The organism is Pseudomonas sp. UW4, from assembly GCF_000316175.1.
In the GTDB taxonomy this organism is placed as follows: domain Bacteria; phylum Pseudomonadota; class Gammaproteobacteria; order Pseudomonadales; family Pseudomonadaceae; genus Aquipseudomonas; species Aquipseudomonas laurylsulfatiphila.
This window is the reverse complement of record NC_019670.1, coordinates 974,017-999,357: the sequence shown is the minus strand read 5'-3', so window position 1 is coordinate 999,357 and position 25,341 is coordinate 974,017. Positions and strand designations below refer to the sequence as shown.

The 25,341-nt window shown below is 60.2% G+C and carries 20 protein-coding genes and 1 pseudogene; 7 read left to right on the top strand and 14 right to left on the bottom strand.

Annotated elements, in window-relative coordinates; all coding sequences use genetic code 11:
* Window positions 1–134 precede the first annotated feature (134 nt).
* The gene (locus tag PPUTUW4_RS04290) at window positions 135–1,010 is read left to right on the top strand and encodes an AraC family transcriptional regulator (protein WP_015093546.1); all 876 of its coding nucleotides are present in this window, start codon (window positions 135–137) and stop codon (window positions 1,008–1,010) included.
* A gap of 117 nt (window positions 1,011–1,127) precedes the next feature.
* Here PPUTUW4_RS04290 and PPUTUW4_RS04285 read toward each other — a convergent pair whose 3' ends face one another.
* The 6 genes from PPUTUW4_RS04285 to PPUTUW4_RS04260 all read right to left on the bottom strand — a co-directional run bounded on the left by PPUTUW4_RS04285 (window position 1,128) and on the right by PPUTUW4_RS04260 (window position 8,329).
* Window positions 1,128–3,557 carry a TonB-dependent receptor gene (locus PPUTUW4_RS04285; protein ID WP_015093545.1) on the bottom strand — a complete coding sequence of 810 codons (2,430 nt, stop codon included), beginning with the start codon at window positions 3,555–3,557 and terminating at the stop codon, window positions 1,128–1,130.
* Between the two features lie 210 nt (window positions 3,558–3,767).
* Window positions 3,768–4,709: an IS110 family transposase gene (locus tag PPUTUW4_RS04280; protein ID WP_015093544.1), complete on the bottom strand. Its 942-nt coding sequence runs from the start codon at window positions 4,707–4,709 to the stop codon at window positions 3,768–3,770.
* A 239-nt stretch (window positions 4,710–4,948) separates the two neighbouring features.
* The gene (locus tag PPUTUW4_RS04275) at window positions 4,949–5,938 is read right to left on the bottom strand and encodes a FecR domain-containing protein (RefSeq protein ID WP_015093543.1); all 990 of its coding nucleotides are present in this window, start codon (window positions 5,936–5,938) and stop codon (window positions 4,949–4,951) included.
* The gene (locus tag PPUTUW4_RS04270; protein WP_041474778.1) at window positions 5,935–6,507 is read right to left on the bottom strand and encodes an RNA polymerase sigma factor; all 573 of its coding nucleotides are present in this window, start codon (window positions 6,505–6,507) and stop codon (window positions 5,935–5,937) included. The genes PPUTUW4_RS04275 and PPUTUW4_RS04270 overlap by 4 nt, the downstream gene beginning before the upstream one ends.
* Window positions 6,508–6,760: 253 nt before the next feature.
* Window positions 6,761–7,168: an HPF/RaiA family ribosome-associated protein gene (locus PPUTUW4_RS04265; RefSeq protein ID WP_007970346.1), complete on the bottom strand. Its 408-nt coding sequence runs from the start codon at window positions 7,166–7,168 to the stop codon at window positions 6,761–6,763.
* 213 nt (window positions 7,169–7,381) lie between these two features.
* Window positions 7,382–8,329 (bottom strand): LysR substrate-binding domain-containing protein, encoded by a 948-nt coding sequence (locus PPUTUW4_RS04260; RefSeq protein WP_007970343.1) that lies wholly within the window; start codon window positions 8,327–8,329, stop codon window positions 7,382–7,384.
* A 135-nt stretch (window positions 8,330–8,464) separates the two neighbouring features.
* Between PPUTUW4_RS04260 and PPUTUW4_RS04255 the strand changes: the two genes are divergently transcribed.
* Complete coding sequence (locus PPUTUW4_RS04255) at window positions 8,465–9,841, top strand: L-serine ammonia-lyase (RefSeq protein ID WP_015093541.1); 1,377 nt, start codon at window positions 8,465–8,467, stop codon at window positions 9,839–9,841.
* A 309-nt stretch (window positions 9,842–10,150) separates the two neighbouring features.
* Window positions 10,151–10,468, top strand: coding sequence for a DUF3509 domain-containing protein (locus PPUTUW4_RS04250; RefSeq protein ID WP_015093540.1), 318 nt, complete (start codon window positions 10,151–10,153; stop codon window positions 10,466–10,468).
* On the opposite strand, the gene PPUTUW4_RS04245 is transcribed toward PPUTUW4_RS04250, so the two are convergent.
* Window positions 10,465–10,965 (bottom strand): phosphate-starvation-inducible PsiE family protein, encoded by a 501-nt coding sequence (locus PPUTUW4_RS04245; RefSeq protein WP_015093539.1) that lies wholly within the window; start codon window positions 10,963–10,965, stop codon window positions 10,465–10,467. The genes PPUTUW4_RS04250 and PPUTUW4_RS04245 overlap by 4 nt on opposite strands.
* A 276-nt stretch (window positions 10,966–11,241) precedes the next feature.
* Between PPUTUW4_RS04245 and PPUTUW4_RS04240 the strand changes: the two are divergent.
* A pseudogene (locus PPUTUW4_RS04240) lies at window positions 11,242–11,481 on the top strand (YebG family protein); the annotation flags it as partial.
* A gap of 182 nt (window positions 11,482–11,663) precedes the next feature.
* Here the strand turns inward: PPUTUW4_RS04240 and PPUTUW4_RS04235 are convergent.
* The gene (locus tag PPUTUW4_RS04235) at window positions 11,664–12,683 is read right to left on the bottom strand and encodes a Glu/Leu/Phe/Val dehydrogenase dimerization domain-containing protein (RefSeq protein ID WP_007970336.1); all 1,020 of its coding nucleotides are present in this window, start codon (window positions 12,681–12,683) and stop codon (window positions 11,664–11,666) included.
* Between the two features lie 183 nt (window positions 12,684–12,866).
* Between PPUTUW4_RS04235 and PPUTUW4_RS04230 the strand changes: the two genes are divergently transcribed.
* On the top strand, window positions 12,867–13,670 hold the full coding sequence (locus PPUTUW4_RS04230) for a transglutaminase family protein (RefSeq protein WP_015093537.1): 804 nt from the start codon (window positions 12,867–12,869) through the stop codon (window positions 13,668–13,670).
* Between the two features lie 117 nt (window positions 13,671–13,787).
* Here PPUTUW4_RS04230 and maiA read toward each other — a convergent pair whose 3' ends face one another.
* Genes maiA through hmgA form a run of 3 tightly spaced genes read right to left on the bottom strand, consistent with a single transcriptional unit; the run spans window position 13,788 to window position 17,048 of the window.
* Window positions 13,788–14,423 (bottom strand): maleylacetoacetate isomerase, encoded by a 636-nt coding sequence (gene maiA, locus PPUTUW4_RS04225; protein WP_015093536.1) that lies wholly within the window; start codon window positions 14,421–14,423, stop codon window positions 13,788–13,790.
* Window positions 14,424–14,435: 12 nt separating this feature from the next.
* Window positions 14,436–15,740 (bottom strand): fumarylacetoacetase, encoded by a 1,305-nt coding sequence (fahA, locus tag PPUTUW4_RS04220; RefSeq protein ID WP_015093535.1) that lies wholly within the window; start codon window positions 15,738–15,740, stop codon window positions 14,436–14,438.
* A 3-nt stretch (window positions 15,741–15,743) separates the two neighbouring features.
* Entirely contained in the window at window positions 15,744–17,048 is a 1,305-nt protein-coding gene (hmgA, locus tag PPUTUW4_RS04215) for a homogentisate 1,2-dioxygenase (protein ID WP_015093534.1), read from the bottom strand.
* A 165-nt stretch (window positions 17,049–17,213) separates the two neighbouring features.
* Between hmgA and PPUTUW4_RS04210 the strand changes: the two genes are divergently transcribed.
* Window positions 17,214–18,014 (top strand): IclR family transcriptional regulator, encoded by an 801-nt coding sequence (locus PPUTUW4_RS04210; protein WP_015093533.1) that lies wholly within the window; start codon window positions 17,214–17,216, stop codon window positions 18,012–18,014.
* Window positions 18,015–18,083: 69 nt separating this feature from the next.
* Here the strand turns inward: PPUTUW4_RS04210 and PPUTUW4_RS04205 are convergent, their stop codons facing one another.
* The 3 genes from PPUTUW4_RS04205 to PPUTUW4_RS04195 all read right to left on the bottom strand — a co-directional run bounded on the left by PPUTUW4_RS04205 (window position 18,084) and on the right by PPUTUW4_RS04195 (window position 23,957).
* On the bottom strand, window positions 18,084–20,630 hold the full coding sequence (locus PPUTUW4_RS04205; RefSeq protein ID WP_015093532.1) for a LuxR C-terminal-related transcriptional regulator: 2,547 nt from the start codon (window positions 20,628–20,630) through the stop codon (window positions 18,084–18,086).
* Between the two features lie 142 nt (window positions 20,631–20,772).
* A complete protein-coding gene (locus PPUTUW4_RS04200; RefSeq protein WP_015093531.1) occupies window positions 20,773–22,140 on the bottom strand; it encodes a DUF1329 domain-containing protein in 1,368 nt (455 codons plus the stop codon).
* 23 nt (window positions 22,141–22,163) lie between these two features.
* The gene (locus PPUTUW4_RS04195) at window positions 22,164–23,957 is read right to left on the bottom strand and encodes a DUF1302 domain-containing protein (RefSeq protein WP_015093530.1); all 1,794 of its coding nucleotides are present in this window, start codon (window positions 23,955–23,957) and stop codon (window positions 22,164–22,166) included.
* A 545-nt stretch (window positions 23,958–24,502) separates the two neighbouring features.
* Between PPUTUW4_RS04195 and PPUTUW4_RS04190 the strand changes: the two genes are divergently transcribed.
* Window positions 24,503–25,273, top strand: a complete 771-nt coding sequence (locus PPUTUW4_RS04190; protein ID WP_015093529.1) for an N-acetylmuramoyl-L-alanine amidase — start codon at window positions 24,503–24,505, stop codon at window positions 25,271–25,273.
* Window positions 25,274–25,341 lie beyond the last annotated feature (68 nt).

Genomic DNA, 25,341 nt, shown 5'->3' with positions numbered 1-25,341 from the left:
AGGTGCCCAGTGTCCGGCGCCACGCCTGGACGCACTTGCATAAACTTGCGCTTTTGTCTGGCGACAGGCTGGCAGGCGCACGTCTACGGAGTAGGATGCAGGGCGTTGGATGCAGGTGTTAGAGAGCAACGATCATGGCTGCACTGGATACCCTACAAGTCTTTCAAGCCCTCAACCGCTCGCCGAATGCTCGTCTGGAGCACAGCGCCGAGCTGGGTGACGGCTTGTCTGCAGCCTTGTGGAGCAATCACCACGACGCCCAGGAATACGAAGCGCCCAGCCACCACACGTTGTCCTGTTACATAGCCGGCGGCACCGGCACCTTCCGTCGCGACCAGCCCGGCAACAAGGGCGGCCCGGACAAACTGTGCATCCTGCCGGCCGACCACCAGTCAGGCTGGGTGATCAACGGCGACATCCGCCTGGCACACCTGTATTTCAGCCCCGAACAATTTGCCCTCGGCTGCGTCACCCTGCTTGATCGCGAGCCACGGGAAATGCAGCTGCGCGAGCAGACCTTTCTCGATGACCCGCAGCAGGCGCTGCGCTTTCGGCAATTGATCAGTTTGAACTGGGACGAGCCGGGCGAGCGCCTGCTGACCAGCAGTCTGGCCCACGAACTGCTCAGCCATGCCCTGCTCAGCCAGGTCAACGCCCGACAAGGCCTGCGCCTTAAAGGTGGGTTGGCCGCGCATCAGCGCCGGCATCTGGTGGAGTACATCGACAGCCATCTGGACGAGGCCATCAGCCTCGGTCAGTTGGCGGCGTTGTGCGCGTTGTCGGAGTACCACTTCGCAAGGATGTTCCGCGAGAGCTTCGGCTTGCCACCCCACCAGTACTTGCTGGCGCGGCGCCTGAACCGGGCGCGGGAATTGCTGCGCACGACGGCGCAGCCACTGGGGGAGATTGCACTGGCTTGCGGCTTCTCCAGTGCCAGCCACTTCACCAATCGCTTTCGCCAGTCACTTGGCGGGACGCCCGGTGAGTATCGGCAGGCGTTTTTGCGCTAGATCCAGGATCTTCGGCGCCTTTCAGGCCGCCATCGCGAGCAGGCTCGCTCCCACCTTTGGACTGCTTTTCCCTGTGGGAGCGAGCCTGCTCGCGAAGAACGATGACGCGGTCTGTCGTCAGAACTCCAAGGTGCTCGACAACGTCACCTGCCGCGAATCCCCCATGGAAACAAAGAACCGGCTCGCCGCCGAGGTGTAGTAGGTGCGGTCGAACAGGTTCTTCACGTTGAGCTGAAACTTGACCCTCTGCCCGTCGAGCCGGGTGTCGTAGGTGGCGAACGCATCGGCCACGGTGTAGCTCGGCAGGTCGAAATCGTTCACCGCGTTGCCCGCGCGCTCACCCACATAACGCGCCCCGGCGCCGACCCGCAGTTGATCAGCGCCAATGACGCTGCCGAAGTCATAGACCGCCGACAACGAACCGCTGTTCTTCGCCACGTTTTGCAGTTGATTACCCTTGTAAACCGGGTCTTCGGTGACTTCGGCATCGGTATAGGCGTAGCTGCCGATCATGCTCCAGCGATCGGTGAGCTGACCGCTCAAGTCCACTTCCAGGCCACGGGAGCGCACTTCGCCAGCGGCGCTGTAGATCGTGGTCGGGCCTTCGGCGTTGGCCACCAGCACATTGCGCTTCTTGATGTCGAACAGCGCGATGTTGCCGGTGACGCGGCCCGGCAGATCAAGCTTGGCACCCAACTCCCAGGACTTGGCTTCTTCCGGCGCGATGCCGCCGTCAAGCACGGTACTGCTGCCGCTCAACGGCGCGATTGTCGAGTTGGGTTTGAACGATTCGGTGTAGCTGCCGTAGAACGACAAGGCATCGGTGTACTTGTACACAAGGCCCGCGCGCGGCACCCATTGCTGCCCGTTGCTGTCGGTGTTGGCGTGGAACGGCACGCCTTTGCCGGCGTACTGGTCATAAACCTGGAAACGCGCGCCGGCCACCAGAATCCATTGCTCGTTGAGGTGGATGGAATCCTGCAGGAAGGCCGAATCGCTGCGCAGTTCATCGGTCTGCGCACTGTCGGGCGCACTGACGGTGGTGCCCGCCACTTCCCGACCATAGACCGGATTGACATAACTGAACGTGGTCAGGCTTTTCTGGCGGATCAGGTCTTCGCGGTAGATCTTGCGGTACTCGTCATCGATGCCGAACAGCAGGTCGTGCTGCATACCGAGCACATTCATATTGCCTTCGAGGCTGGCGGTGGTGAATCGGTCGGTGCTGATCGCGTTCTGCGTGCCGTCCATGTTGCGGGTCAGGGTGCCCTTTTTTGTGTCGATGGCGGTCACTCGCACCTGGCTGGCGTCGTAGGTTTCGCGGTTCCAGCTATAGCCGAAATGGGCTTTCCAGTTGTCGTTGAGTTCGTGATCGGCCTCGAAGTGATAGAGGTCCGAACGCCCTTCCATGTTGTTGAACGGCTCGTCGAGACGCTCGTTGCGCGAGATGTCCAGCGGGTGGTTGGTCCGCGGGTCGATCAGCGTACCGCGGTCGAACGGCGTGAGGAATTCGCGGTGCTCATAGGCGAACAGCAGCTGGGTGCTTTCGCCGTACCAGGCCAGCGACGGCGCAATCAGGCTTTCGCGATGCACGCCGAAGTTGCGCCAGTAATCTTCGTCTTCGTAGTCCAGCACCATGCGGTAGGCCAGCCCGGAATTGCCGAGGGCGCCGGTGCTGTCGAGAGTGCCGCCGCTGCCGTTCTTGCCGTCGTCATAGCTCGAACCGCGCGCAGTCAGCGCGTTGTACTGCTCAAGTTCGGGCTTCTTGCTGACCATGTTGACCACGCCGCCCGGATCCTGGATGCCGTAGAGCAACGAGGCCGGGCCCTTGAGCACTTCGACCCGGTCCACACTGGCGTTGAGGCCGCGCCCCTGCACGATCGGCATGCCGTCGCGCATGATCGAGCCGTTACGGTTGTCCCCAAAACCGCGAACCATCACCGAGTCCTGGGTGCTGCCCAGGGTGTTGGCCTGGGTGATTCCGCTGACGTTGGCCAGGGCGTCATCGAGATAGCGCGGTGCCTGATCGCGGATCACCTGGGCCGGGACGACATTGATGGTCTGCGGGATGTCCTGAATCGGGGCGGAAGAGCGCATCACCGAAGAGGTCGGCGGCGGCTGGTAGCTCATGGACTCATCCATCACCGAGGTGATAGTGGTCGCGCCCAGTGTCAACGCACCTTCAGTCGGCTGCGGTTCCAGCGCCATGGTATGGCCGTCGGTGCGGCGGAACGTCAATCCCGAACCGGTGAGCAGACGTTGCAGGGCCTGTTCGGCACTCATCTGTCCATTGACCGCCGGCGCATTGAGGCCGTACGGCGCTTCATCGGTATAAACGACGCTGATGCCGGTTACCCGACTGAAATCACTCAGGGCCTGGGGCAGCGGTTTGGCGGCCAGCGAGAAACTGAACTGCGCACGCGGCTGACTGCTGCCCGTCTCTGCGGCCAGCGCCAGGCCAAGCGGCAACAACGCCGATGCCGAAAAGCTCAACGCAGACACACCCAACCATTGTTTGACCGAACCCGATTTTGCCCTGGACTTCATGACTCATGACCTGTGTAGAACCACAACGGATGCGAATGACTCGCAGTTTCAGTCACTACACGGATGGCGATCGGATTTACCTCAGCAAAAATCTGAAAATATTTTTATTGAAAGAAAAGTGGCGTTTGACACACCGTCTTCGCGAGCAGGCTCGCTCCCACATTTGAAGTGCATTTCTCTGTGGGAGATTCTATGGTTGAGGGAAAGCCCTCAACTGGCTTTTGGCTGATATTCGCTTTGCCCTTTCAGCAAGGCGAATACCACCCGAGTAAGCTTGCGAGCCAGCATCACCAACGCCTGAGTGGTGCTGAACCCCCGAGTTCTTTGTTCTTCGTAATACCCTTTCCAGGCTTTCGTACGGCTAGCCGACATCGCTGCATTGTGCAGAAGTCGGCGGGCCTCGGGGTCACCGCGCTTGGTCAAACTGCGGCGAGCGTCCTTCTGTCCTGATTTCGCCACCCGTAAATCCATGCCCAGGAAGGCGATAAATGCATCCGCGTTTCTAAAATCCCCTCGCTGAAATGCGGTTATCAAGCGGGCCCCAGTCAAAAAACCAATACCCTCAACTTTCAGGCAGCGCTTCAATTGACCGAGCAAACCGGCTTCTTTGAGCTGATCGTTGATCGTCTTTTCGATCAGCGTCTCAAGCTGCTGCATGGACTTCACTTGCTCGGCAAAAGCCGCCTTGAGCAGCGGCTCATTCGACCAGCTCTGCACCAGGCCGACCCTGGCCTGGACCAAGGCTGCGCGACGGCGGAAAAGGCTCAGGAGCTGGCGGTACAGCGGTGAGGGCGGGGTCCAAGGACGCAACTCCTCGGCTTCGTTCTTCAGGTAACGAGCCAGTAGCTTGGCATCCAGTGCGTCGGTTTTGGCGCGGATTTTCACGCCTTCGCGATAATGTTTGAGTTCATAGCCTCCCACCATGTAAATCGTGCAACCGGCCTCATAGGCCAGATCAGCGAAGTCCAGGTGGTAGATGTTGGTCGCCTCAATGGCAATAGCCACCGTCCCCGACAACGCCTTCAGCCACTGCTTGATGGATGTTTTGGTGTTGGCAATCTCTTCAAGCAAATCACCATCAGACTGATAAATCACCAGTTCATTCTTGGCGACATCCACACCCACGATCGGTTTTGATAGAGAGACCGGCATTGCCACAGGATTTCCTCCGGGATAAGGTTTGAGCACTTGAAGGGCTCACCCAGAGGCGCAGGCTTGTTCCTATCGTCGGTCTAGCCAGATGCATTCTTTATCGGCGCTTGGGTGAAAGGAGGAGGGGCGATATCTCCCACGGTCTGTACTGCGTCAACAGTCAGAATCGAGCCTTGTCCCTCCTCCTCCCTTCAAGTCCTACCATACAAGCGAGCCTGCTCGCGAAGAGGTCATTCGCCTCAACGCAAAATAATCAGATGCCCCAACACCTGATGCTGCTCAAACCCCAACACTCCCTGCAAAGAACTCAACACCGCCTGCGGGTTCCTGCTCGGGAAGCTGCCACTGACCCGGCGTGCCGCCAGTTCATCGTTGAGCAACACAATCCGCCCCGGGTAATAGCGCCCCAGATCCCGCACCACATCGGCCAGCGTCGCCTTGTAATAATTGAGCCAGCCCTGGCGCCATGCCAACTGCGCTTCGCTGTCCACCGCGTGGAGTATTTGTGCCGAGCCTTCGCCGTAGGCGACTTGCTGGCCGGCGGTGAGGATTTGCTGTTCGGCATCCTGGTCCGCCGTCACCCCGACTCGCCCGGACAGCACCGTGACCTGCGCCCCCCGAGGTTGCAAACGGACTTCGAACTGCGTGCCCAGCACCCGTGCCTGGCCTTTCTCGGCGTCCACCACAAACGGCTCACCGCTGTGAGTAACGCTGAAAAACCCGGCGCCGCGACGCAGTTGCACATGCCGCTCGCCGCGACTGAAATCCACGGCGATGGCACTGTCGGCATCCAGTGTCACCTGCGACTGATCGGCCAGGGTGACGGTGCGGATTTCCCCCGGTGCCGAAACGAAGTCCGCGCCCAGGTCATCGATCCAGCGCGAGGGCTGCCAGCCTGTACCGAGACTGACCATCAACAGCAGACACGCCGCCATCGCCAGCGCACCGGACCAACGCCCGACCGTGCTGCGCCGAGACTTGTCCATGGCGTTGAGATACCTCTGCAAGGCCAGGGCTTCTTCATCGGCGAGCATGCGCGCCGGTCCTTCGCTCAGCTCCCACAAGACCTGCGCCCGGGCATAGGCCTCGGCATGGGCGGGATCGGCCTGCAACCAATGACTGAAAGTCGCCTGATCAGCACTGCCGGGCTGGTCATGCAACAGACTCAGCCAGGCAAGCGCTTGCTGTTCCTGAGCGGGCGTCGGGATGACGCGTTCGAAGTGGTTCACGGTGCTTTCCCTGGCGTACGCGGTTCGGGATCCCGAAGGCTGGCCTTGCAGGCTTCGAGGGCGCGCATCATATGTTTTTCCACGGCACTTTGGGACAAGCCCATGGCCTTGGCGATCTCGGCGTATTTACGGCCGTGAATGCGATTGAGCAAAAAGATCTGCCGCGTGCGCTGCGGTAACGCGCGCAATGCGGCTTCGACGTGACGCAGATCGTTGCCCGCCTCCAGCGCCGCTTGCGGTCCGCTGCCATGACTGTCCGGTGATTCCACCAGCATGCCTTCGCTGGCCCGCACCCGCGTGCCTTCACTGCGCAAATGATCGATGGCGATGTTGCCGGCGCAGCGCAACAGGTAGGTACTGAGTTCCTCGACTTGCACCAGCGGCCGCCGCCAGAACCGCAGGAACAAGTCCTGAACCAGGTCCGCTGCCGTCGCCTTGCAACCGACACGCCGACTCACCAGCGCTTCCATTTGCGAACGCTGGGAGAGAAACACCTGGAGAAAATGTGCACGGTCGCCGCGCTGTTGATCACGCTCGATATCGTGGGGGTCGGGTGGGAGAGTCATCATCGTTCATGTTTCGACCTGAAAACCGGGGAGGCCACGACAGCCTCAGGGGCCCGGCAAGGCCGCAATATTAATGATAAATATTCTCATATGCAAAAAAGATCGGGTGCAGCCCTCTATCTCGCCCGTTGGCTCATCGCAAACCCGGCTGTCCCAGAGCCCATGCCAATGACCATGGAATCCAAAAGCCACCGAAACGAGAACGGGCCTGCAGTGCAGGCCCGTTCTCATGGGAAGGTAAAAAGTGAATCAGGTGTCAGCCGTTAAGCGCCGCCTGTTCGTTTTCCAGAAACTCTTCTTCCAGCAGCTGGTCGGCATGGGCGCCACTCTCGATGGGCACCACATTTGCTCGTTTGCCGCGTAGTTTGCCGAACATATGCTCCAGCGCATGTTCAAGTTTGGTGGCTGCTCCGTCGATCGCCTGCTCCATGGTGGAGGCTTTATGGGTAACGGAAACCGGTTGATGGCCTTTTGGCCGCGCCTCCAGCTGGCAGCGCATGTCGTGGGGACCCGGCTTGTCGCCGTTCTCGTCCCGCAGGTGAACCTCGACGCGTGTCAGGTCCTCTTCGTAGCGTTCGAGCGTGCTCTCAATGGTCGTACGTACCCACTCCTCCAGTCGTTTACTGCCTTGAATATGGTTATCGCTATTGACTTGGATTTGCATAGTTCATCCCTTATTTCAGCTAGCTCGCGAGAGGCCGGTCAGCTAAGCCCTTGGGCGTCATCACCGTGACCTCTTGGTTACACAATCGGTCTGTACGCTGAACAATTCAACCCCTAAAAAAGATAAATTTTCAATCGCAAAAAAAGCCGGACAACCGGTAAAAGCGCTGTTAAGGTCGGGAGTTGGGTCGCCCTGCTCTTGCGTAACAATTGCTCACATTTGCTGCTCCCCCAACGGGTGCAGGCTGCGAAAAACCCCCGCTTCCTCCACCAACCAATCGTGCACCGCGCGCACACCCGGATGGCTCAATGCCCCCGGTGCGTAAAGCAGCATGTAGCGCTTGTGATTGGGCACCGCCAGGCCAAACGGCACGATCAACGCCCCGCGTTCCAGCTCATCGTTGAGCAACGTTCGTCGGGCAATCGCCACGCCCATCCCGGCAATGGCCGCTTCGATGGTCAGGTGATTGCGATTGAAGGTATGCCCGCGCCGCACATCCGCCCCTTCGAAGCCGATGGCGTTGAGATAAAACTCCCATTCCGCATATTCATAGCTGCCGCGCCAGGCGGTGATGTCGTGCAACAACGGAAAGTGCATCAGGTCTGCCGGACCGTGCAGCGGCGGACGCCCCCGCAACAGGCTCGGCGCGCACACCGGAAAAATCTGCTCATCGAGCAAGGCTGTGGATAACAGACCCGGGTAGCTGCCGTCGTTCAGGTCGATCGCCAGGTCGAAGTCGCCTTCATGCAATGGCACGCTGCTGTCCTCGGCCACCAGGCGCAACTGGATGTCCGGAAAACGCTGCTGCAAACGCGGCAGGCGCGGCGTCAGCCATTTGCTCAGGAAGGACGGAATCGAACGCACCCGCAGAATCCCGCTGATCATGCCCGCATCCAGTCGCCGCAATTCCGCGTCGATACTGCCAAAAGCCTCGTTGACGGTAATGGCCAGGCGCTGGCCCTCCGCGCTCAGCTCCACGCCACGGGCGCGGCGGTGAAACAGGCGAAAGCCCAGGCGTTCTTCCAGCTGGCGGATCTGCTGGCTGACGGCTCCGGGTGTGATGTGCAGTTCTTCGGCGCAACGGGTGAACGACAGGTGCCGCGCGGCACAGGCAAACACGTTCAGCCAGACATAGGTCTGGGCATGTAATTGACGGCTCATCGTTTAGTCCTGCTAAAGGATGTCTTAGGAAATTTCGTTGGTCACGTAGAACCTTGGCGGGCAGTATCGCCGACATAGCGCTTGTCCTACAAAAATGGCGGCGATTCCTCTTCCATTGCTTGTACAGGCTTTAGCATGGCTATCAGTGTTTTCGATCTCTTCAAAGTTGGCATCGGCCCGTCCAGTTCCCATACCGTCGGTCCGATGCGCGCCGCCGCGACCTTCGCTCAACAACTGCTCGAACTGGGTTTTCTGACGGACGTGCGACGCGTGGAGATTCGCCTTTACGGTTCTCTGTCGGCGACCGGCGTCGGTCACGCAACGGACCGCGCCTGCGTCATGGGCTTGATGGGCGAATGGCCCGACAGCATCGATCCCACCACCATCGACAGCCGCATTCACATCCTGCGCGAAACCGGCAAATTGCGTCTGGCAGGCGTTGCGGACATTGCCTTCGACTGGCACCGCGATCTCCTGCTGCTTGACGAGAGCCTGCCCTACCACCCCAATGCCATGTCCCTGACGGCTTTCAGTGAAACCGGCGAGCTGTTCGAGCAAACCTATTACTCGGTGGGAGGCGGTTTCATCATCGAAGCCGCCGAAGCCGAGTCCGGGATCGCACCGGCCGACGATGTGGTGCTGCCTTACGATTTCTCCAGCGCCGCCGAACTGCTCAAGCTGTGTAGCGAGCACGGGCTGCGGGTCAGTGAGCTGATGATGGCCAACGAACGGGCATGGCGTGGTGATACCGAGATCCGCGAGGGCCTGTTGCATATCTGGTCGGTGATGCGCGAATGCGTCGAGCAGGGCTTGCGTCACGAAGGCATCCTGCCCGGCGGTCTGAATGTTCCACGCCGAGCGGCGAAACTGCATCGCAGCCTGCAGGAAATCGGCAAACCGAATGTCATCACCTCCACCTTGTCAGCGATGGAATGGGTCAACCTGTACGCCCTTGCCGTGAACGAAGAAAACGCGGCAGGCGGGCGCATGGTCACGGCACCGACCAACGGCGCAGCGGGAATCATCCCGGCAGTGCTGCATTACTACATGAAATTCAATGCCGATGCGTCTGACGACGACGTGGTCGCGTTCTTCCTGGGTGCAGCCGCCGTTGGTATCCTGTGCAAGAAAAACGCATCGATCTCCGGGGCCGAAGTCGGCTGCCAAGGCGAAGTCGGCTCTGCTTGCGCCATGGCCGCCGCGGGCCTGGCAGAGGTACTGGGCGCCAGCCCCGAACAGTTGGAAAACGCCGCCGAAATCGGCCTGGAACACAACCTCGGCCTCACCTGCGACCCGGTTGGCGGTCTGGTGCAAGTGCCGTGCATCGAACGCAACGCAATCGCCGCCCTGAAAGCCATCAACGCCACACAAATGGCCCTGCGCGGTGACGGCAAGCACTTCATTTCCCTGGACCGGGTGATCCGCACCATGCGCGATACCGGAGCCGACATGCACGACAAGTACAAAGAGACGTCACGGGGCGGACTGGCGGTGAACTGGGTGGAGTGCTGATCACTTTGGAGGCACGTCGAGGTTTATTGCCCTGAAACGTGCAGAAAACGCGGCCCCTGTAGGAGCGAGCCTGCTCGCGAAAAACCCTCAGGCGCCGCAAACCATCTGGTTTGACGCGTTATCGTTGACGACCATCGCGAGCAAGCTCGCTCCTACAGAACCTGTTTTTTGTCCGACAATTTTTCCGGCATGGGCCTTGCTACTTCCCTGTTGGAACAATGATGGCGAGATGGCCGATGGTCTGGCGTTGCGAACCAACCCGATCACGGCCGGTCAACAACTGCACGTTCAATCAGGCGGTGACGCATCATGGACAATCCTTTCCAGCTCATTACCGATGCCTTTGCAGCGGATTACCAGATCAACCTGAGCATTCAGGGCCTGGACGGCAGCATCATGCTGACCCTCTCCAACAGTGGGCGCGTAGTGGCCAAACGCATGATCAGCGCCGAACAACGCAATGACCCCCAACGCCTCAAGCGACTGGTTCAAAGCATTCAATTCGGCATTGCCATCGAACAGGGCCACAGCGCCGTGGCCATCCTCGAAGCCATGACCACCGGCAGCGGACGGACCTTGCCGCCCCCTCCCGTTAAAGGGCGGCTGCGCCCCACTCTCGGACTCTAGATTTCGCCCTTCTCGACCTCTGGATGTTCACTGGAACCCGCGCCGGTCTTGCGATGCGGATTTTCAATCTTCACCGAGGGAAATTGCGACGAAGCGTAACGCACCACCAGAATCGCAAACGCCAACAGCAGGATCCCGCCGCACAGGTAAATGATCCCCAGGTCCGGCGGGTTGTGGTGCGAAACGTTGGAAATCAGCAGCCGTGTCAGCGCGGTGATCGCCACGTAGATCAGGAAGCGCACGGGCATGTGGTTGGTCTTGAAGTAAATCCCGACCATCGCCCCCAGTTCCAGGTAGATGAACAGCAGCAGGATGTCATCGATCTTGATGTGCCCCTCTTCGATCATCCCGAGAAATTCCATCACCGCCGCCCATGCGGTCACCGCACCGATGGCGAACAGCGCCAGGTAATGAAAGGTCTCGACGAACAGATTGCCCAGGGACTCGGCCAGTTCATGCACGCTCTGCCGCAGTTTCTCGGCCCAGTTGATTTTCACGATGATGCTTCCTTAGGTCGGTTCGACCGGATGATGCGGGTTGGACGTGACGGTTTTTCTGCATGCAGAAAAAAGGCCAGCCCATGATGGCGAGGCGTTCCGGATTGCGCGCCGTGGCGTTTGGTCGCACCTGTGCAGGGCCTCGCCTGACAAATGCCGAAACCGGTCTACATTAAAAAGCCACTACCCAAACGACAGGGTTTCGCTTATCCTTTCGCTGTATATAGATACAGTAGTCGAAACCGACAACCAATGTGAAGGCATGTGAGGTGGTGAATGGCCGTCGAAGTGGTATACCGCAGCAGCCGAGATCTGGAGCGCTTGTTCATGGATAAAGCCGAAGCTGACCGTCATGACAAAATGCTCGAACTGGCCGAATTGCTGGCTGAAGTGTTGCAAAAAGCCGTTCCGTCCCTGACCGAGCAGCAAGTGGAAGAAGCCGGGATCTACATGGCGAAGAATCGCGATGTGTTCGCCAAGGCATTCAAGAGCCAGCCGGACGCCCTGTCCGAACTGCTTGCGGCACCTGTTGAAGTCGCCGAGCCGGTTGCAGTGCCCGCTCCTGTGGAAGAGGCAAACGCTGAGCCGGTTGCCCCGGCCAAGCCAACCAAGGCTGCGAAAACAGCAAAATAAGCGACACCCGAATTGAATAGGCCCTGAGTCCGATGGAGTCAGGGCCTTTTTCATGTCCGATCTTTTTATCGATACAGCACCTTTTCCGCCAACTCGTCCGCCACCCGGGCCGGCGAACGTTTTTCCGCCTGGGCGTGGGCAAACACCTCGGTCAGGCGCGAGCTGATTTTCGACAGGTGTGCGGTGATGGTCGACAGTTCTTCGCCGCGGTGCTTGAGCGACACATAGATCAGACCGCCGGCGTTGATCACGTAGTCCGGCGCATACAGGATGCCGCGACGTTCCAGTTGGTCGGCGACATCCAGATGTGTCAGCTGGTTGTTCGCCGAACCGGCCACTGCCGAGCAGCGCAGTTGCGTCACGCTGTGGCTGTTCAGCACCCCGCCCAGACCGCATGGCGCAAGAATATCGCAAGGTGTGCTGAGCAGTGCGTCGTTGGCGATGGGGTGAGCCCCGAGTTGCTCCATCGCCAGTTGCACCTTGCCGTGATCGATATCGCTGACCAGCAGTTCGGCACCGGCGGCGTGCAACTGTTCTGCCAGGGCATATCCGACGTTGCCCAGGCCCTGAATGGCGACGCGCAGACCTTCGAGGTTATCGCTGCCCAGTCGCGCCATCGCAGTGGCGCGAATGCCGGTGAATACGCCCATCGCCGCGTGCGGCGCGGGGTCACCCGCCGAGGTGGTGCTGGTGACGTGCTGGGTCTGTTGGGCGATGCAATCCATGTCCGCCACTGAGGTGCCGCTGTCGATGGCTGTGATGTAGCGCCCGTCCAGCTGATTGATACAGCGCCCGAAGGCTTCGAACAGCGCGGCGCGGTTGGCCACATGAACGGGGCGAATGATCACCGCGACGCCGCCGCCCTGGGCCAGGCCGGCCAGTGCTGCCTTGTAACTCATGCCTTGGGCGAGGCGCACCGCATCCTCGACCGCAGACTCGTCGCTGGGATAGGCAAGATAACGACAACCACCCAGGGCAGGCCCCAGTCGGCTGTTATGAATGGCAATGACCGCCTTTAACCCGGTGACCGGGTCAACGCTCAGATGCAGCGATTCAAGGCGAGTACTTTGCATGAGAGCGAACATCGTCAGGCTCCCGAATCACTTCTTGTAGACGCCAGTATAGGCTTGCGCCCGAAAATTGCAGAAGCGCACCGGAATAAGCACAGCTGCGATGCAGGCTTTCGGAAATAACCGGAATTCGCTCTTGCGCAGCACTGGACGAATGCCGGCGAGGGGACTAAAACGAGGCATTGCCCGGAGATTTTGATGACCCCGCGCCAATCGTTCTTCGCCTGCCTGCAACGTTCACCGCCCGCGCTGTTCGAGGCGGCGCTATGGATTGCAGTCGAGCATGACGCTGAAGTTAAGCCCCAAGCGGTACAGGCCGATTTCCAGGAATTGCAGCAACGGGTCAGCGGTGGCTTGCCGATGCTGCCGGTCAGTGAACTGGCCCAACCGCTATTGCGGCGCATGAACGACCTGGGCTTCGCCCAGGACGACTTCACACCCTTGCGCCCGCAAGTGGCGCTGCTCGACAAAGTGCTGGAGCTCCGGCGAGGGCAACCCTTGACGCTGGGGTTGATTGCTCTGGAGTTGGCCAGGGGCCTGGAGATCCCCATGGTCGGGGTCAACTTTCCCGGGCATTTCCTGCTGCGGGTGCCGGGCTCCGATCATTTGCTCGATCCCTGCGGCGGCCGTCGCCTTTATCCGAACGATTGCCGAGAGTTGTTGCATCGCCAGTATGGCCCGAACATGAAGCTCAGCGCCGACCATCTGGTCACCGCCGAGCCGGTGCAGATGCTGCAACGGCTGTCGCGCAACCTGCGCCAGTTGTACCTCTCCCACGACGACTTCATCAATGCCCTGATCGACGCCGGGCGCGTCCTGGAACTGGGCAATGCCAGTACCGCCGACTATCTGGCCCGGGCCAGCCTGTACCAACGGCTGGACTGCCCGAACGCCGAGCGTTTTGACCTGGAGCACGCACTGCTGCTCAGCGACGATCCCATCCAGCGGATTCGCCTCACGGACCGGCTGGGGCATTTACCGCCGAATGCCATCGTTCACTGATCAAAAATCATTGTGGGAGCGAGCCTGCTCGCGAAGAGGGAGTGTCAGTCAAATCAATATGACTGACATACCGCTATCGCGAGCAGGCCCGCTCCCACATTGGGTCTGTGTGAACCGTTATGGCGTATCTGGCTGATTCGCCGGATGCGCCTGGATGAACGCCGGATGCGTCGCCGCCAATGCCGCCACTCGCCGAATGCGTGGATAAGCCTCAAGAGAAACATTGAAGCGCTCGGCCGCGTACAGCTGCGGGATCAAATAGACGTCCGCCAGCCCCGGCTCGGGGCCGAAGCAGTAACCGTCATCACCGATCAACTGCTCTACCGTGGCCAGTCCCTGGCTGACCCAGTGGCCGATCCACTCCACCACCTGCGGTTCGTCGTGGCCCGACTGGCGCAGCCGGTTGAGCACGCTGACGTTGTGCAGCGGGTGCACATCGCAGCCGATCACTGCCGCCACGCCACGCTCATGTGCGCGGGTGGCGAGGTCCCTGGACAGCAGCGGCACCTGTGGATAACGTTCCTCCAGGTATTCGATGATCGCGGGAGACTGGATCAGCAACTCGCCTTCATCGGTACGCAAGGCCGGCACGCGGCCCTGTGGGTTGATGCCCAGATAAGGCGGCTGTCGATGCTCGCCGCCCTGGGGTGCGATCAGGTTGACTGGCAGGGATTGATAATCCAGGCCCTTGAGCGCCAACGCGATACGCACCCGGTACGACGACGTCGAACGGTAGTAGGTATAGAGTTCCATGCCCCGCTCCTCTCAGCGCGCCGGCAGCACTTTGCCGCGGCACTCACCGAAACCGATGGAGGCGAAACCGTCGCGGCGGCAACGGCCGCGCAGGATGATTTCGTCACCGTCCTCAAGGAACTTGCGCACTTCGCCCGAGGCCAGTTCGATCGGTTTTTTACCACCCTCGGTAATTTCCAGCAGACTGCCGAACTGACCGTTCTCCGGCCCCGACAAGGTGCCCGAACCGAACAGGTCACCGGCCTGCAACTGGCAGCCGTTGACGCTGTGGTGCGCGACCATTTGCGCCACGGTCCAGTACATGTGCTGTGTGTTGCTCAAGGTCAGGCGATGGGCCGGCAGGTTCTGCTCGCGCATGGCCTCGGTGAGCAGCAGCACTTCCAGTTCGATGTCGAACCCGCCAGCGGCCTGATCGCGCTTGTCGAGCAGGTACGGCAGCGGCTGCGGATCACCTTGCGGACGTGCAGGCTGGGCACGGCGGAATGGCTCCAGCGCTTCGGCGGTGACGACCCACGGCGAGATGCTGGTGATGAAGCTTTTCGACAGGAACGGCCCCAAAGGCTGGTATTCCCAGGCCTGGATGTCCCGTGCCGACCAGTCGTTGAGCAGGCAGAAACCGGCTATGTGATCGGCGGCGTCGCCGATGGCAATCGAGTCGCCCATGTCGTTGCCCTGGCCGATCCAGATGCCCAGTTCCAGTTCGTAGTCCAGGCGTGCGCAAGGGCCGAACGTCGGTTCACTCTGACCGGCCGGCAACGTCTGGCCTTTCGGGCGGCGGACGTCGGTACCGGACGGGCGAATGGTCGACGCACGACCGTGGTAGCCGATTGGCACGTACTTGTAGTTCGGCAGCAATGGGTTGTCGGGACGAAACAATTTGCCGACGTTCTGCGCGTGCTCGATGCCGACGTAGAAGTCGGTGTAATCATTGATTTTTGCCGGCAGGTGCATTTCGCAATCCGCGGCCAGAGGCAGCAGTTTTGCGCCCTGGGCTTCGATCTTGCCGTGCAGGGTGCTGCCCTCGGCGAACAGTTCCAGCAAACGCTCGCGCAACGCGACGCGAGCCTCACGCCCCAGTTCGAAGAAGGCATTCAACTGACCGCCAAGGGTCGCTTCGACCGCGGCTTTCGCAGCGCCATCGAACAACCCGGCCTCAAGGGCCGCTTGCAGGTCAAAGATGTGTTCGCCGATGGCCACGCCACTGCGCGGTGCCGAGCCGTTGAGGCTGAACACGCCCAGCGGCAGGTTTTGCAGGGGGAAATCCGCATGGCCGTTGGCGGATGCAACCCAGCTGCGAGTGATGGAAGTCTGCGTCATGGGTTATCTCCGGGTCGGGTCGAAAGTGGCGGGCAACGTAGCCCAGCAGGCATCGTAAGTGTTTTGCAGTTGCGGGCAATCGAGGGCGAAACGGCTCGGACGCAATACCTGGCTGGTCTCGAACATGAATGCCATGGTGTTGTCGATTTTCGCCGGTTTGAGGTCAGCGTTGATCGCTTTGGTGCAAGTCTCTCCGTCGGGACCATGGGCGCTCATGCAGCTGTGCAAGGACGCACCGCCGGGCACAAAGCCTTCGGCCTTGGCGTCGTATTCGCCCTGGATCAACCCCATGAATTCGTTCATCAGGTTGCGGTGGAACCACGGCGGACGGAAGGTTTTCTCGGCCACCATCCAGCGCGGCGGGAAGATCACGAAGTCGAGGTTGGCCAGGCCATGAACGCTGGTCGGCGAGGTCAGCACGGTGAAGATCGACGGATCGGGGTGATCGAAACTGACGGTGCCGATGGTGTTGAAACGGCGCAGGTCATATTTGTATGGCACGTTGTTACCGTGCCAGGCAACCACGTTGAGCGGCGAATGATTGAGCTCGCACGCCCACAGCTGGCCGAGGAATTTCTGTACCAGCGTGGTGGGTTGTTGCAGGTTCTCGTAGGCCGCCACCGGGGTCAGGAAGTCCCGCGGATTGGCCAGACCATTGCTGCCAATCGGCCCCAGGTCCGGCAGACGCAACGGCGCGCCATGGTTTTCGGCGACATAACCACGGGCCTGCGGATCGAGCAGCTCGATGCGGAATTTAAGACCGCGTGGCAGCACGGCAATTTCCAGCGGTTCCAGTTCAAGCGCGCCCAGTTCGGTGGCAATGCGCAGGCGCCCCAGTTCAGGCACCAGCAACATCTCGCCGTCGGCGTTGAAGAACACCCGCTCCATGGAACGGTTCGCACGGTAGTTGTAGATGCTGATACCGGCCGGTTTTTCCGCGCCCGAGTTGGCGGCCATGCTCACCAGGCCGTCGATGAAGTCGGTCGGCTCGGCGGGAATGTCCAGCGGGTTCCAGCGCAGGCGGTTGGGGGTCACCTCACCCAGCGGGCCGCCGGCCAGTTGCCGATCGAGTTTGATGAACGCCGGATGATTGGCCGACGGCTGAATGCGGTACATCCACGTCCGCCGCCCCTCGCTGCGCGGCATGGTGAACGCCGTGCCGGAGAACAGTTCGGTGTAGAGACCGTACGGGGCTTTTTGCGGGGAGTTCTGGCCAACAGGCAGTGCGCCGGGCAAGGCTTCGCTGCTGAATTCGTTGCCGAAGCCTGACAGGTAGGCCAGCGCTGGCATCGTTGAATCGGGGTTCATGGAGCCTCCTGAACAGGGAGTCGGCAGTGGCCGCTCACTCTGTTGCAGAGGTCGAGGCACGCCTGGGTTATTTTTATCGTAATTTGATTACGCATAACGTAATTTGATTGGTATTGACCGTCAAGCTATAAAGACGCCCATTCGTAACAGGATCAAACTGCCTCCATGCAAAAGCCCTCCAGCGACAACAACGGTAAACAGAAAGTCCGCTCGGCCGAGGTGGGCACTGACATCCTCAAGGCTCTGGCCGAGTTGTCGCCTTCGACTTCGCTGTCGCGCCTGGCCGAACACGTGCAGATGCCGGCGAGCAAGGTCCATCGCTATTTGCAGGCGCTGATCGCCAGCGGATTTGCCGAACAGAACGCAGCGACCAACCATTACGGCCTGGGTCGTGAAGCCTTGCGCGTGGGGTTGGCAGCACTCAACAGTATGGACGTGCTGAAAGTCGCCGCCCTGCCCCTGGCCGAGCTGCGTGATGACTTGAACGAAACCTGCTTTCTGGCGGTATGGGGCAATCAGGGCGCGACCGTGGTGCACATCGAGCCGGCAGTGCGTGCGGTGACGGTGGTGACCCAGCTGGGCTCGGTGCTGCCGCTGCTCAGCTCTTCGACGGGACTGGTATTTGGCGCCTACCTGCCGAAACGCGAGACCGAGGATCTGCGCGTGCAGGAGTTGCAGTCCCACGCAGCCCATGTGCTGGCAGACGATCAGGCCTACGCGGCCCAGTGCGAACAAATCCGCGCACGCGGTTTGCACCATGTACATGGTTTGCTACTGCCAGGGGTGGATGCCTTGTCGGCACCGGTATTCAATGCGATGGGCAGAGTGGTTGCCGTGCTGACGGTGGTGGGGCCGACTTCCTTGTTCCATGCCGATGAAAACGGACCGGCGGCGCAACGCCTGTTATCCGCCAGCCGTGCGGTCAGCTGGCGCATGGGTTATGAACCCGCCGCATCCGCGACCTGACTGCCACAGCTGTGCCAACCAGGCAGGGTTGGCATGCCTTTAATTCATTTCAAAACCAAAAACCAACACTTACCAAACCTGCATTATCAATCCCAGCTTCTTCGCCATGGCAACTGCCTGTGTGCGCCGCTCCACACCCAACTTGCTGTGAATGCGCCGGGCATGGGTTTTCACCGTATGCAACGAAATGAACAGTTGTTCGGCGATTTGCTGATTGGAGTTGCCTTGGGCAATCAGGTCCAGCACTTCAAGCTCTCGCCCGCTCAGCAAACTGACATCGGTGTCTCTATCGACCACTGGCGCCGCGCCCTGTAGACGACAGATCAGACTCGGCTGGCGCAAATTCAAATCACGCAATGCCTGTTGCCCATGACAACGCTTCACCAAGGCCAGGCCGGCCTCCAGCGCTGCATGAGCCATGTCCGGCTCATCCGTCAGGTCCGCCACTTCACAGATTGCCAATTGCAACTCCGTTTCCAGCGCCAGCATGGCCTGTTCTTGCGCATGCTTGAGTAACGCCTTGAGACGATCCATTGGACTTTGCGCCAATTGAAGTTGAGTCTCGGCCAACACCAACTGGTATTCGATACGCGCAATCAGTTGCAGCGTGGCGGGTGGTGCCTGGCGTGCATGAGTCCCGCGATAATGACGCAAGACTCGGGTCAGCGCTTCCCGGACCAACTCCGGGCGCCCTTGCTGCAGCCAGAAATGACTGCTGATTTGCAGCAGTACGCTGCGATAAACCGTGTCGGGGATCTGTCGTTGCTGCATCAACCGTTCGGCTTCGCGCAGACGATCAAACGCAAGGGCATAATCGCGCTGGTTGGCGGCCATCTGCGCTTGCCCGAGAAAGCCATACAGCGCGTGCTTGTCCTGGCTTTTCAGGCAGTCCTCCAGGCCGGACTGGAAGAAACCGGCGGCCAGCTCATCTTGTCCCTGACAGAGGGCCAGCCGTCCTCGGCGCAGGGCAATTCGCCCCAATAGCGGCGTCGGTCGATCAGCTTCTCGAGACAACAGCGCAACAGTATCAGCCAACAAGCTCTCGGCGCGTCGGGGCGCTCCGCGCATCTCCAGCAACTGCGCGTGATCGAGTTCAAGCAGCCCTTCGAACAATAGCGAGCCTTGGGCGCGCGCCAGGCACAGTGCCTCGCGATTGAACGTCTGCGCCACATCGAGTTCGGCGTTGAGCAACGCCTGCTGGGTCAGTCCTGACAGGCACAATAGTCGCGCCGGCCAGGCATCGACACTCAACTCGGCCAGCGCTTCGAGAAAGTGCCCGCGAGCCGCCTCCATACGGCCTTGCAAATGCAGGAGCCAGCCCTGTTGCGCCTGCCAGCGTGCCAGCAGTTGCCGTTGCAGCGCCTGCGTAGGCTGCGGGGTAAATCGTGCCAGTTGCCCGATGCACGCGGCGGCAGGATCGAAACGTCCGGCAAACAACAACGCCGCGCTGACCAGCCCGACCAATTGCGGCGTAACAAGGGTCAGCTCAGCCTGTTGACGCTCGTGGAGTTTCAACAACAGGCAGACATTTTCGCGCCGGAACAAATGTTCGAGGCTGAAGTGCTGCAACAGACTGACCGCCACTTCGAACTCCTGCGCCAACAGCGCCTGCTCGAACGCACCTTGCCAGTCCTCTTCGGCGCTGAACCACTGGCACGCGCGGCGATGCCAGGATCGCCCGGCCGGGGTCGGCTCTTCAGCCATTGCCCGGGCCAGTGGCTCGAAGATCCGCAACCACTCGACGGAATCTTCCCAAGGTTCAATGAAGCAGCCCATGTCCTGCAACGCGTGCAGCCACTGCGCGCCCTCTCCCGTACCGAAAAGATGCTCGCACAGGCTGGCGTTGAAGCGTGGCAGATGAACCAACACCTGCCAGACCTCAACCAACTCCGGCGGCAAGGTGTTGAACAACTCGTGCTGCAGATAATCGAGCAACGTTGCCGAACGCCCCTGCTCAACCGACCACGGGCAACCATTGAGCAACGCAATCCGCACACCAGCGCACCAGCCACCGCTGCGCTCAACCACCCTCTTGGCGGTCTGGGCCGCCAGGGTCGGCTCGACATGACCGAGTAACTGCCCGACCTCGGCCTCGGTAAACGCCAGCGCCCGGCCTTCGCACTCGTACAACTCATCATCGAGCAGCAGCCGCGGCCAGTTGCAGGAGGGTCGACGACGGGAACCCAGCCACCAGGTCAGCGCCGGGCTGGCGACGGCCAACAGGCGATCGAGCATCCGGTCGAGTTCCGCGTTGGGTGCACGGCAGTAATCATCCAGAAACAGCCAGGTCGGGGTCTGTAATCGGGCCAGATGCGCCAGCAGCCCGGGCTCATCCGCCGAGGGCAGATCCAGCGCTTGCGTCAGGCGCAACAGAAAATCGGCAGCACTCAACGACGCCCCCGCCAGCGGCAGCCAACAGACCCGACAGTGCTCCGGCGCCCGCAGCAGGCATTCGCTGAGCAACGCGCTCTTGCCACTGCCGGGCGGTGCGCAAAGCAACTTCACCCTCGCGGTCGACACCAGCATGGGCTCGATCAGCCGCTCGCGGGACAGATGATGGGACGACAGTCGGGGCACAAGGCCTGGGCGGTCCAGACAGTGCGTCATTGCAGTCATTGTGATGCGCCTTTTTTTATAATTCTGGCGCCACCCTAGCCCCCTCCCGAGCGCTTGTTGAAGAAGTATTCAACACACTGATCGCCCCCTATAAAAAAGGTGACCGCAAAGTCACCCTTTTGTGTAGAAGCCTGTAGGAAACCTACCTGACCCCCGTGCTACGCAAGGCTGCTGGTGTGTAGTCCCCCGCTTTTGCATCGATGTTGAATTCGAAGCTGCGCTTTTCTTCGTTCTTCATTCCCAGTGCGATATAGCGACCGGCAATCAGGTCATACAGCGCTTCGACGGTGTAGGCCGGCACCTGGTGATCGTAGTAGAACTGGGCATGCCCTTCGGCGACGCGCCAGAGCTGTCCACGCCCGTCGTAGTGGTCGGCCAGCGCCACTTGCCAGCTGTCTTCGTCGATGTACATGTGGCGCTTGGCGTACACGTGCCGCTCGTTCGGCTTGACCGTGGCGACGACTTCCCAGACCCGGTGCAACTCATAGCGGGTCAGGTCCTGGTTGATGTGCCCGGCCTTGATCACATCCGTGTACTTGAGGTCTGGCGAGTCGAGCTTGTAGCTGTTGTAGGGGATGTACATTTCCTTCTTGCCGATCAGCTTCCAGTCGTAGCGATCCGGCGCGCCGGAAAACATGTCGAAGTTGTCGGTGGTGCGCAGGCCATCGGATGAGGTGCCGACACCGTCATAGGCGACCTGTGGCGCACGCCGTACCCGACGCTGGCCGGCGTTGTAGATCCAGGCCTTGCGCGGTTCCTTGACCTGATCGAGCGTCTCGTGAACCAGCAGCACGTTGCCCGCCAGCCGCGCCGGTGCGGTCACCTCCTGCTTGAAGTAGTTGAGCACGTTATCGTCGCTGCCCGGTTTCAGATCGCTGAGCAACGACGGCACGGCGACTTCGTCCTTGAAGCGGATCACCGTGAAGTCGCCATTGGATTGCGGCGTCGCCTGGGTGATGGTGCGACGCAGATTGCCGCCGTGGTAACGGGTGACGTGGTTCCAGATCACTTCCACGCCATTCTTCGGAATCGGGAACGCGTAGTAGCGATTGCCGGTGAAGTTGGCCAGACCGTTACCGTCGTTGATCGGTGTTACGTTCAGCGCACTGCGCTTGGCCGACTCATAGATTTCTGCCGGTAACGCCACGGTGCGGTGGCTGGGATAGACCGGGATCTTGTAAGTCTCGGGGTAGCGCTTGAACATCGCTATCTGGCCGTCGGAAAGCTTGTCCTTGTACTTGTCGACGGTCGCTGCGGTGATCACGAACAATGGCTTTTCGTTGGCGAACGGGTCGGCCAGGAAACCTTTGCTGTCCACCGCGCCAGCGTTTTTCGGGATGCCACCGGTCCAGGCCGGAATCGAACCATCGGCATTGCCGGCCTTCTCGGCTCCGAGCGGGGTCAGGCTGGTGCCAAGCTTGTTGGCTTCCTCTGGCGACACCGCGGCCATCACGTTGGCGGCCAGCAACCCGAGGGTCAGCACGCCCAATTGCAACATCATCTTGCGCATCGAAATCATCCTTATCAGCCGGGTCAGAAGTTCACACCAAAGCTCAAAGCCACGAAGTCACGGTCGGTGAGGACGTTGTAGTCCCCGCCAAAAAAATCGGTGTAACTGAGGCTTGCGGTATAGGTGTTGCGATAGTCCGCATCGACACCGAGGCTGATGGCCTTGGCGCCTTCGTTGAACAGGCCGTTGGGGCCATAGCCGGCGACGTCGTGGGACCACGAGAGATTGGGCCTGACGTTGATCCCGGCGATGAGGTTGTTGTAGTCGAGGATGGCCCGAGCGCGATAACCCCATGAAGTCGAGGTCACGAAGCCGTCGGTGTCGCCGCCGAAACCATACTGGCCATACACCGAGTCGCGGCCGTAGCGCAACTTCGTACGTGCTTCCAGGCCACCGACCCGAACCACCGCCGCCTCACCCACCAGCGTCAGGCGATCGGCACCTGCAACCTGATCGATGAAATGCGTCAAGGTGCTCTGGACCTGCGTCACCTCCTTGCGGCGGTAACCTGTGTTGTCAGCCCCCGGTGACGTGGCGATGGGCGATGCCGCACCGCCTGCAATCGGATTGAGCATGGCCAGGGTCAGGTCATTGGTGTTGACCTGTACCGGGAGGTTGGGGCGGTAGCTGATTTCCCCGCTCCACGCAGTGCCGGTCGATAAGGTAGTGGCGAAGCTGGCGCCGTAGAGGCGGATGTCCTCCGGATATTCGAGGTAATACTGGCCGCGACCGAGCATCACACTCTGGGCCAGGCCTGAACCGCTGCCGGGGGCGATTCGGTTGGCGGCGGCTACGATTCCCGGAAGGCTTGCCAGCGTGCTGAGCCCGGCGGTGGTGGTCCCGACGTTGGGGCCGCGGCTGTGGTAATTCATGAAGTACAGGCCGTACTCGGTGTCGTCCCCCAGCCAGCGCAACGCCGTACCCCACTGTCCGGAATCCCGGGCATCACGGTCGCCGCCACGGGGAACGATCACGCCCTCTTTGCTGACCTCGAAGCCCTGGCCAAAGGCAGCCGCAATCGGCTGCAGCGGTGCAATGGCCGGGCTGGCGACGGTGTAGCCCTTGTTGCAGCCATCGGCCACCACATCGACACCAAAGAAGGTGCCGCAGTTATCGACGACCGTCTGGTCCCACTCCAGTTGATAGAAGCCTTCCACGGTCAACTTCTCCGTCAGGCCCTGGGAGGCGAACAGCATGTTGACCGGGATCAGGCCCTCCTTGATCTCGGCGCCAGGGCGACGGAACGCGGACACGTCGACCGGATTGATGCTGTTGATCGAGTTGCCGATGAAGGTGCTCTCCCCCCAACTGACCACCTGCTTGCCGGCACGCACCGTGCCCGGCAAATCGGCGAGGGAGTAGTTGTGATAGACGAATGCGTCGAGGATTTGTCCGCCTGAAGACTTGGCGCCTTCTTTGCGATTGTGATCGCTGATGTCCTTGAATGGGCGGCTTTCATCCTTCAGCTCGAAGTCGTACCAGTACTTGCCACGCACAAACGCGCCGGTGTCGCCGTACTTCAGTTCGAGGTCGTGAATGCCCTTGAAGATCTTCGAGAAGGTTTCGCCTTTCTTGAAGTTCAGGCGACCGTCGTCACCAGTCGAAGACTGGCCGGAACCGCCGTTGACGGTGCCTACCAGGGCATCATCCGCATCACGCATGCCCCAACTCGCGCCGACCGACAATGAGGAGTCGAACGTCCCCTCGATTTCCCCGATGCTGAACGAAATGGCCTGAGCCTGGGCACAGCAGCCCAATGCGACCGCGGCCGCCAGCGCCTGCGGTGTGAAGATGGCGCGCATTGTTGTTTTTGTCATGCGTCTTCCCCGGTGAGTGACAGAAGGCCTCACCCTACTGCCGGGGCACCGGGATCGATAAGCGCACCAAAGAGGTATTCGTGGTGTACCTCTAAAGGATGACTGGCACAAGGTCACTACCCGGAAGTCGGGCAGCCGAATCCTGACTGTTGCCCGTGCTGCAACAGTGCATGTCGGGAATTGGTATTTTTCCTACGGCGCCGAGGGCTTATTCTTACCTGGCTACCACGGAACCTGCGCCGTGACTGAAAGATTTCAGATGAATTGAGGATTCGGTTCATCGCCCGTGTTCACTGACGTTGATTTGTAGCTCCTGATCCAACGTCTTACTTTGGCCGCTGCGTTTGCAGCGGCCTTTTTTATGGGCGATGTTTTTTGATGAATGACTGCGACCAGGAAAAAGATCGCATGCCTACATTGCTTTCAGAAAACGACTACCAGCATTGGGAAACATCACAAGCACTCCAGCCATTAAGTTGACCAGCAAGTCGGCGAACAACCTTGATCTTCGTCCGACTGCAAACTTACTTATTGCGAGTGCAACCATGAAACCCATCAACTACAACAAGTATCGCTCAGCCAGAAGCTTCAACAGCCGAATACGCTTTCTGGTTCTTCACTACACCGCCGCTAACTTCTCAAGTTCTGTCAGTGCCCTGACCGGCCCGAATGTCAGCGCGCACTATCTGGTTCCGGATATCACCGACCCCAGCTACCTGAAAGCCGGTTATACCGGGCAGGAAGTGTTCAACCTGGTGGATGAAACCCATCGCGCTTGGCATGCGGGCGTCAGTCAGTGGGGTAACCGTAGCAATCTGAATGACACGTCAATCGGCATTGAGGTGGTCAACCTGGCGACTGACAACAAAGGCCAATTCACCTTCCCGCCGTATCACCCCGAGCAGATTGCCGCGATTGAACTACTGGCGCTGAACATCCTCAAGCGCTACCCGGATATCACGCCGACGCAGGTGTTGGGCCACTCCGATATTTCAATCGGCCGCAAGAGCGACCCGGGGCCGATGTTTCCCTGGCAGGCGCTGTACCTGAAAGGCGTCGGCGCCTGGTTCGATGAAGCCACTCGGGACCAGTATCTGAGCCAATACACCACATCGGGTGTTCCAGTCCGAAGCGAATTGCTGGGGCTGTTCAAGTCCTATGGATACGATGTTTCGGGCGCCTCGACGGAAGGTGGCTTTCAACAGTTGGTACGGGCATTCCAGATGCATTTTCGCCCGGAAAAATTTGACGGAAAAATGGATGCACAGACAGCCGCCAATCTGAAGGCACTGGTATCCAAATACTTTTCCCGCTGATCGATGGCAAACGATTTTCCAACCGACAGATGCAGCAACCGGCAAGGTCAGTCAATGTGACCTTGCCG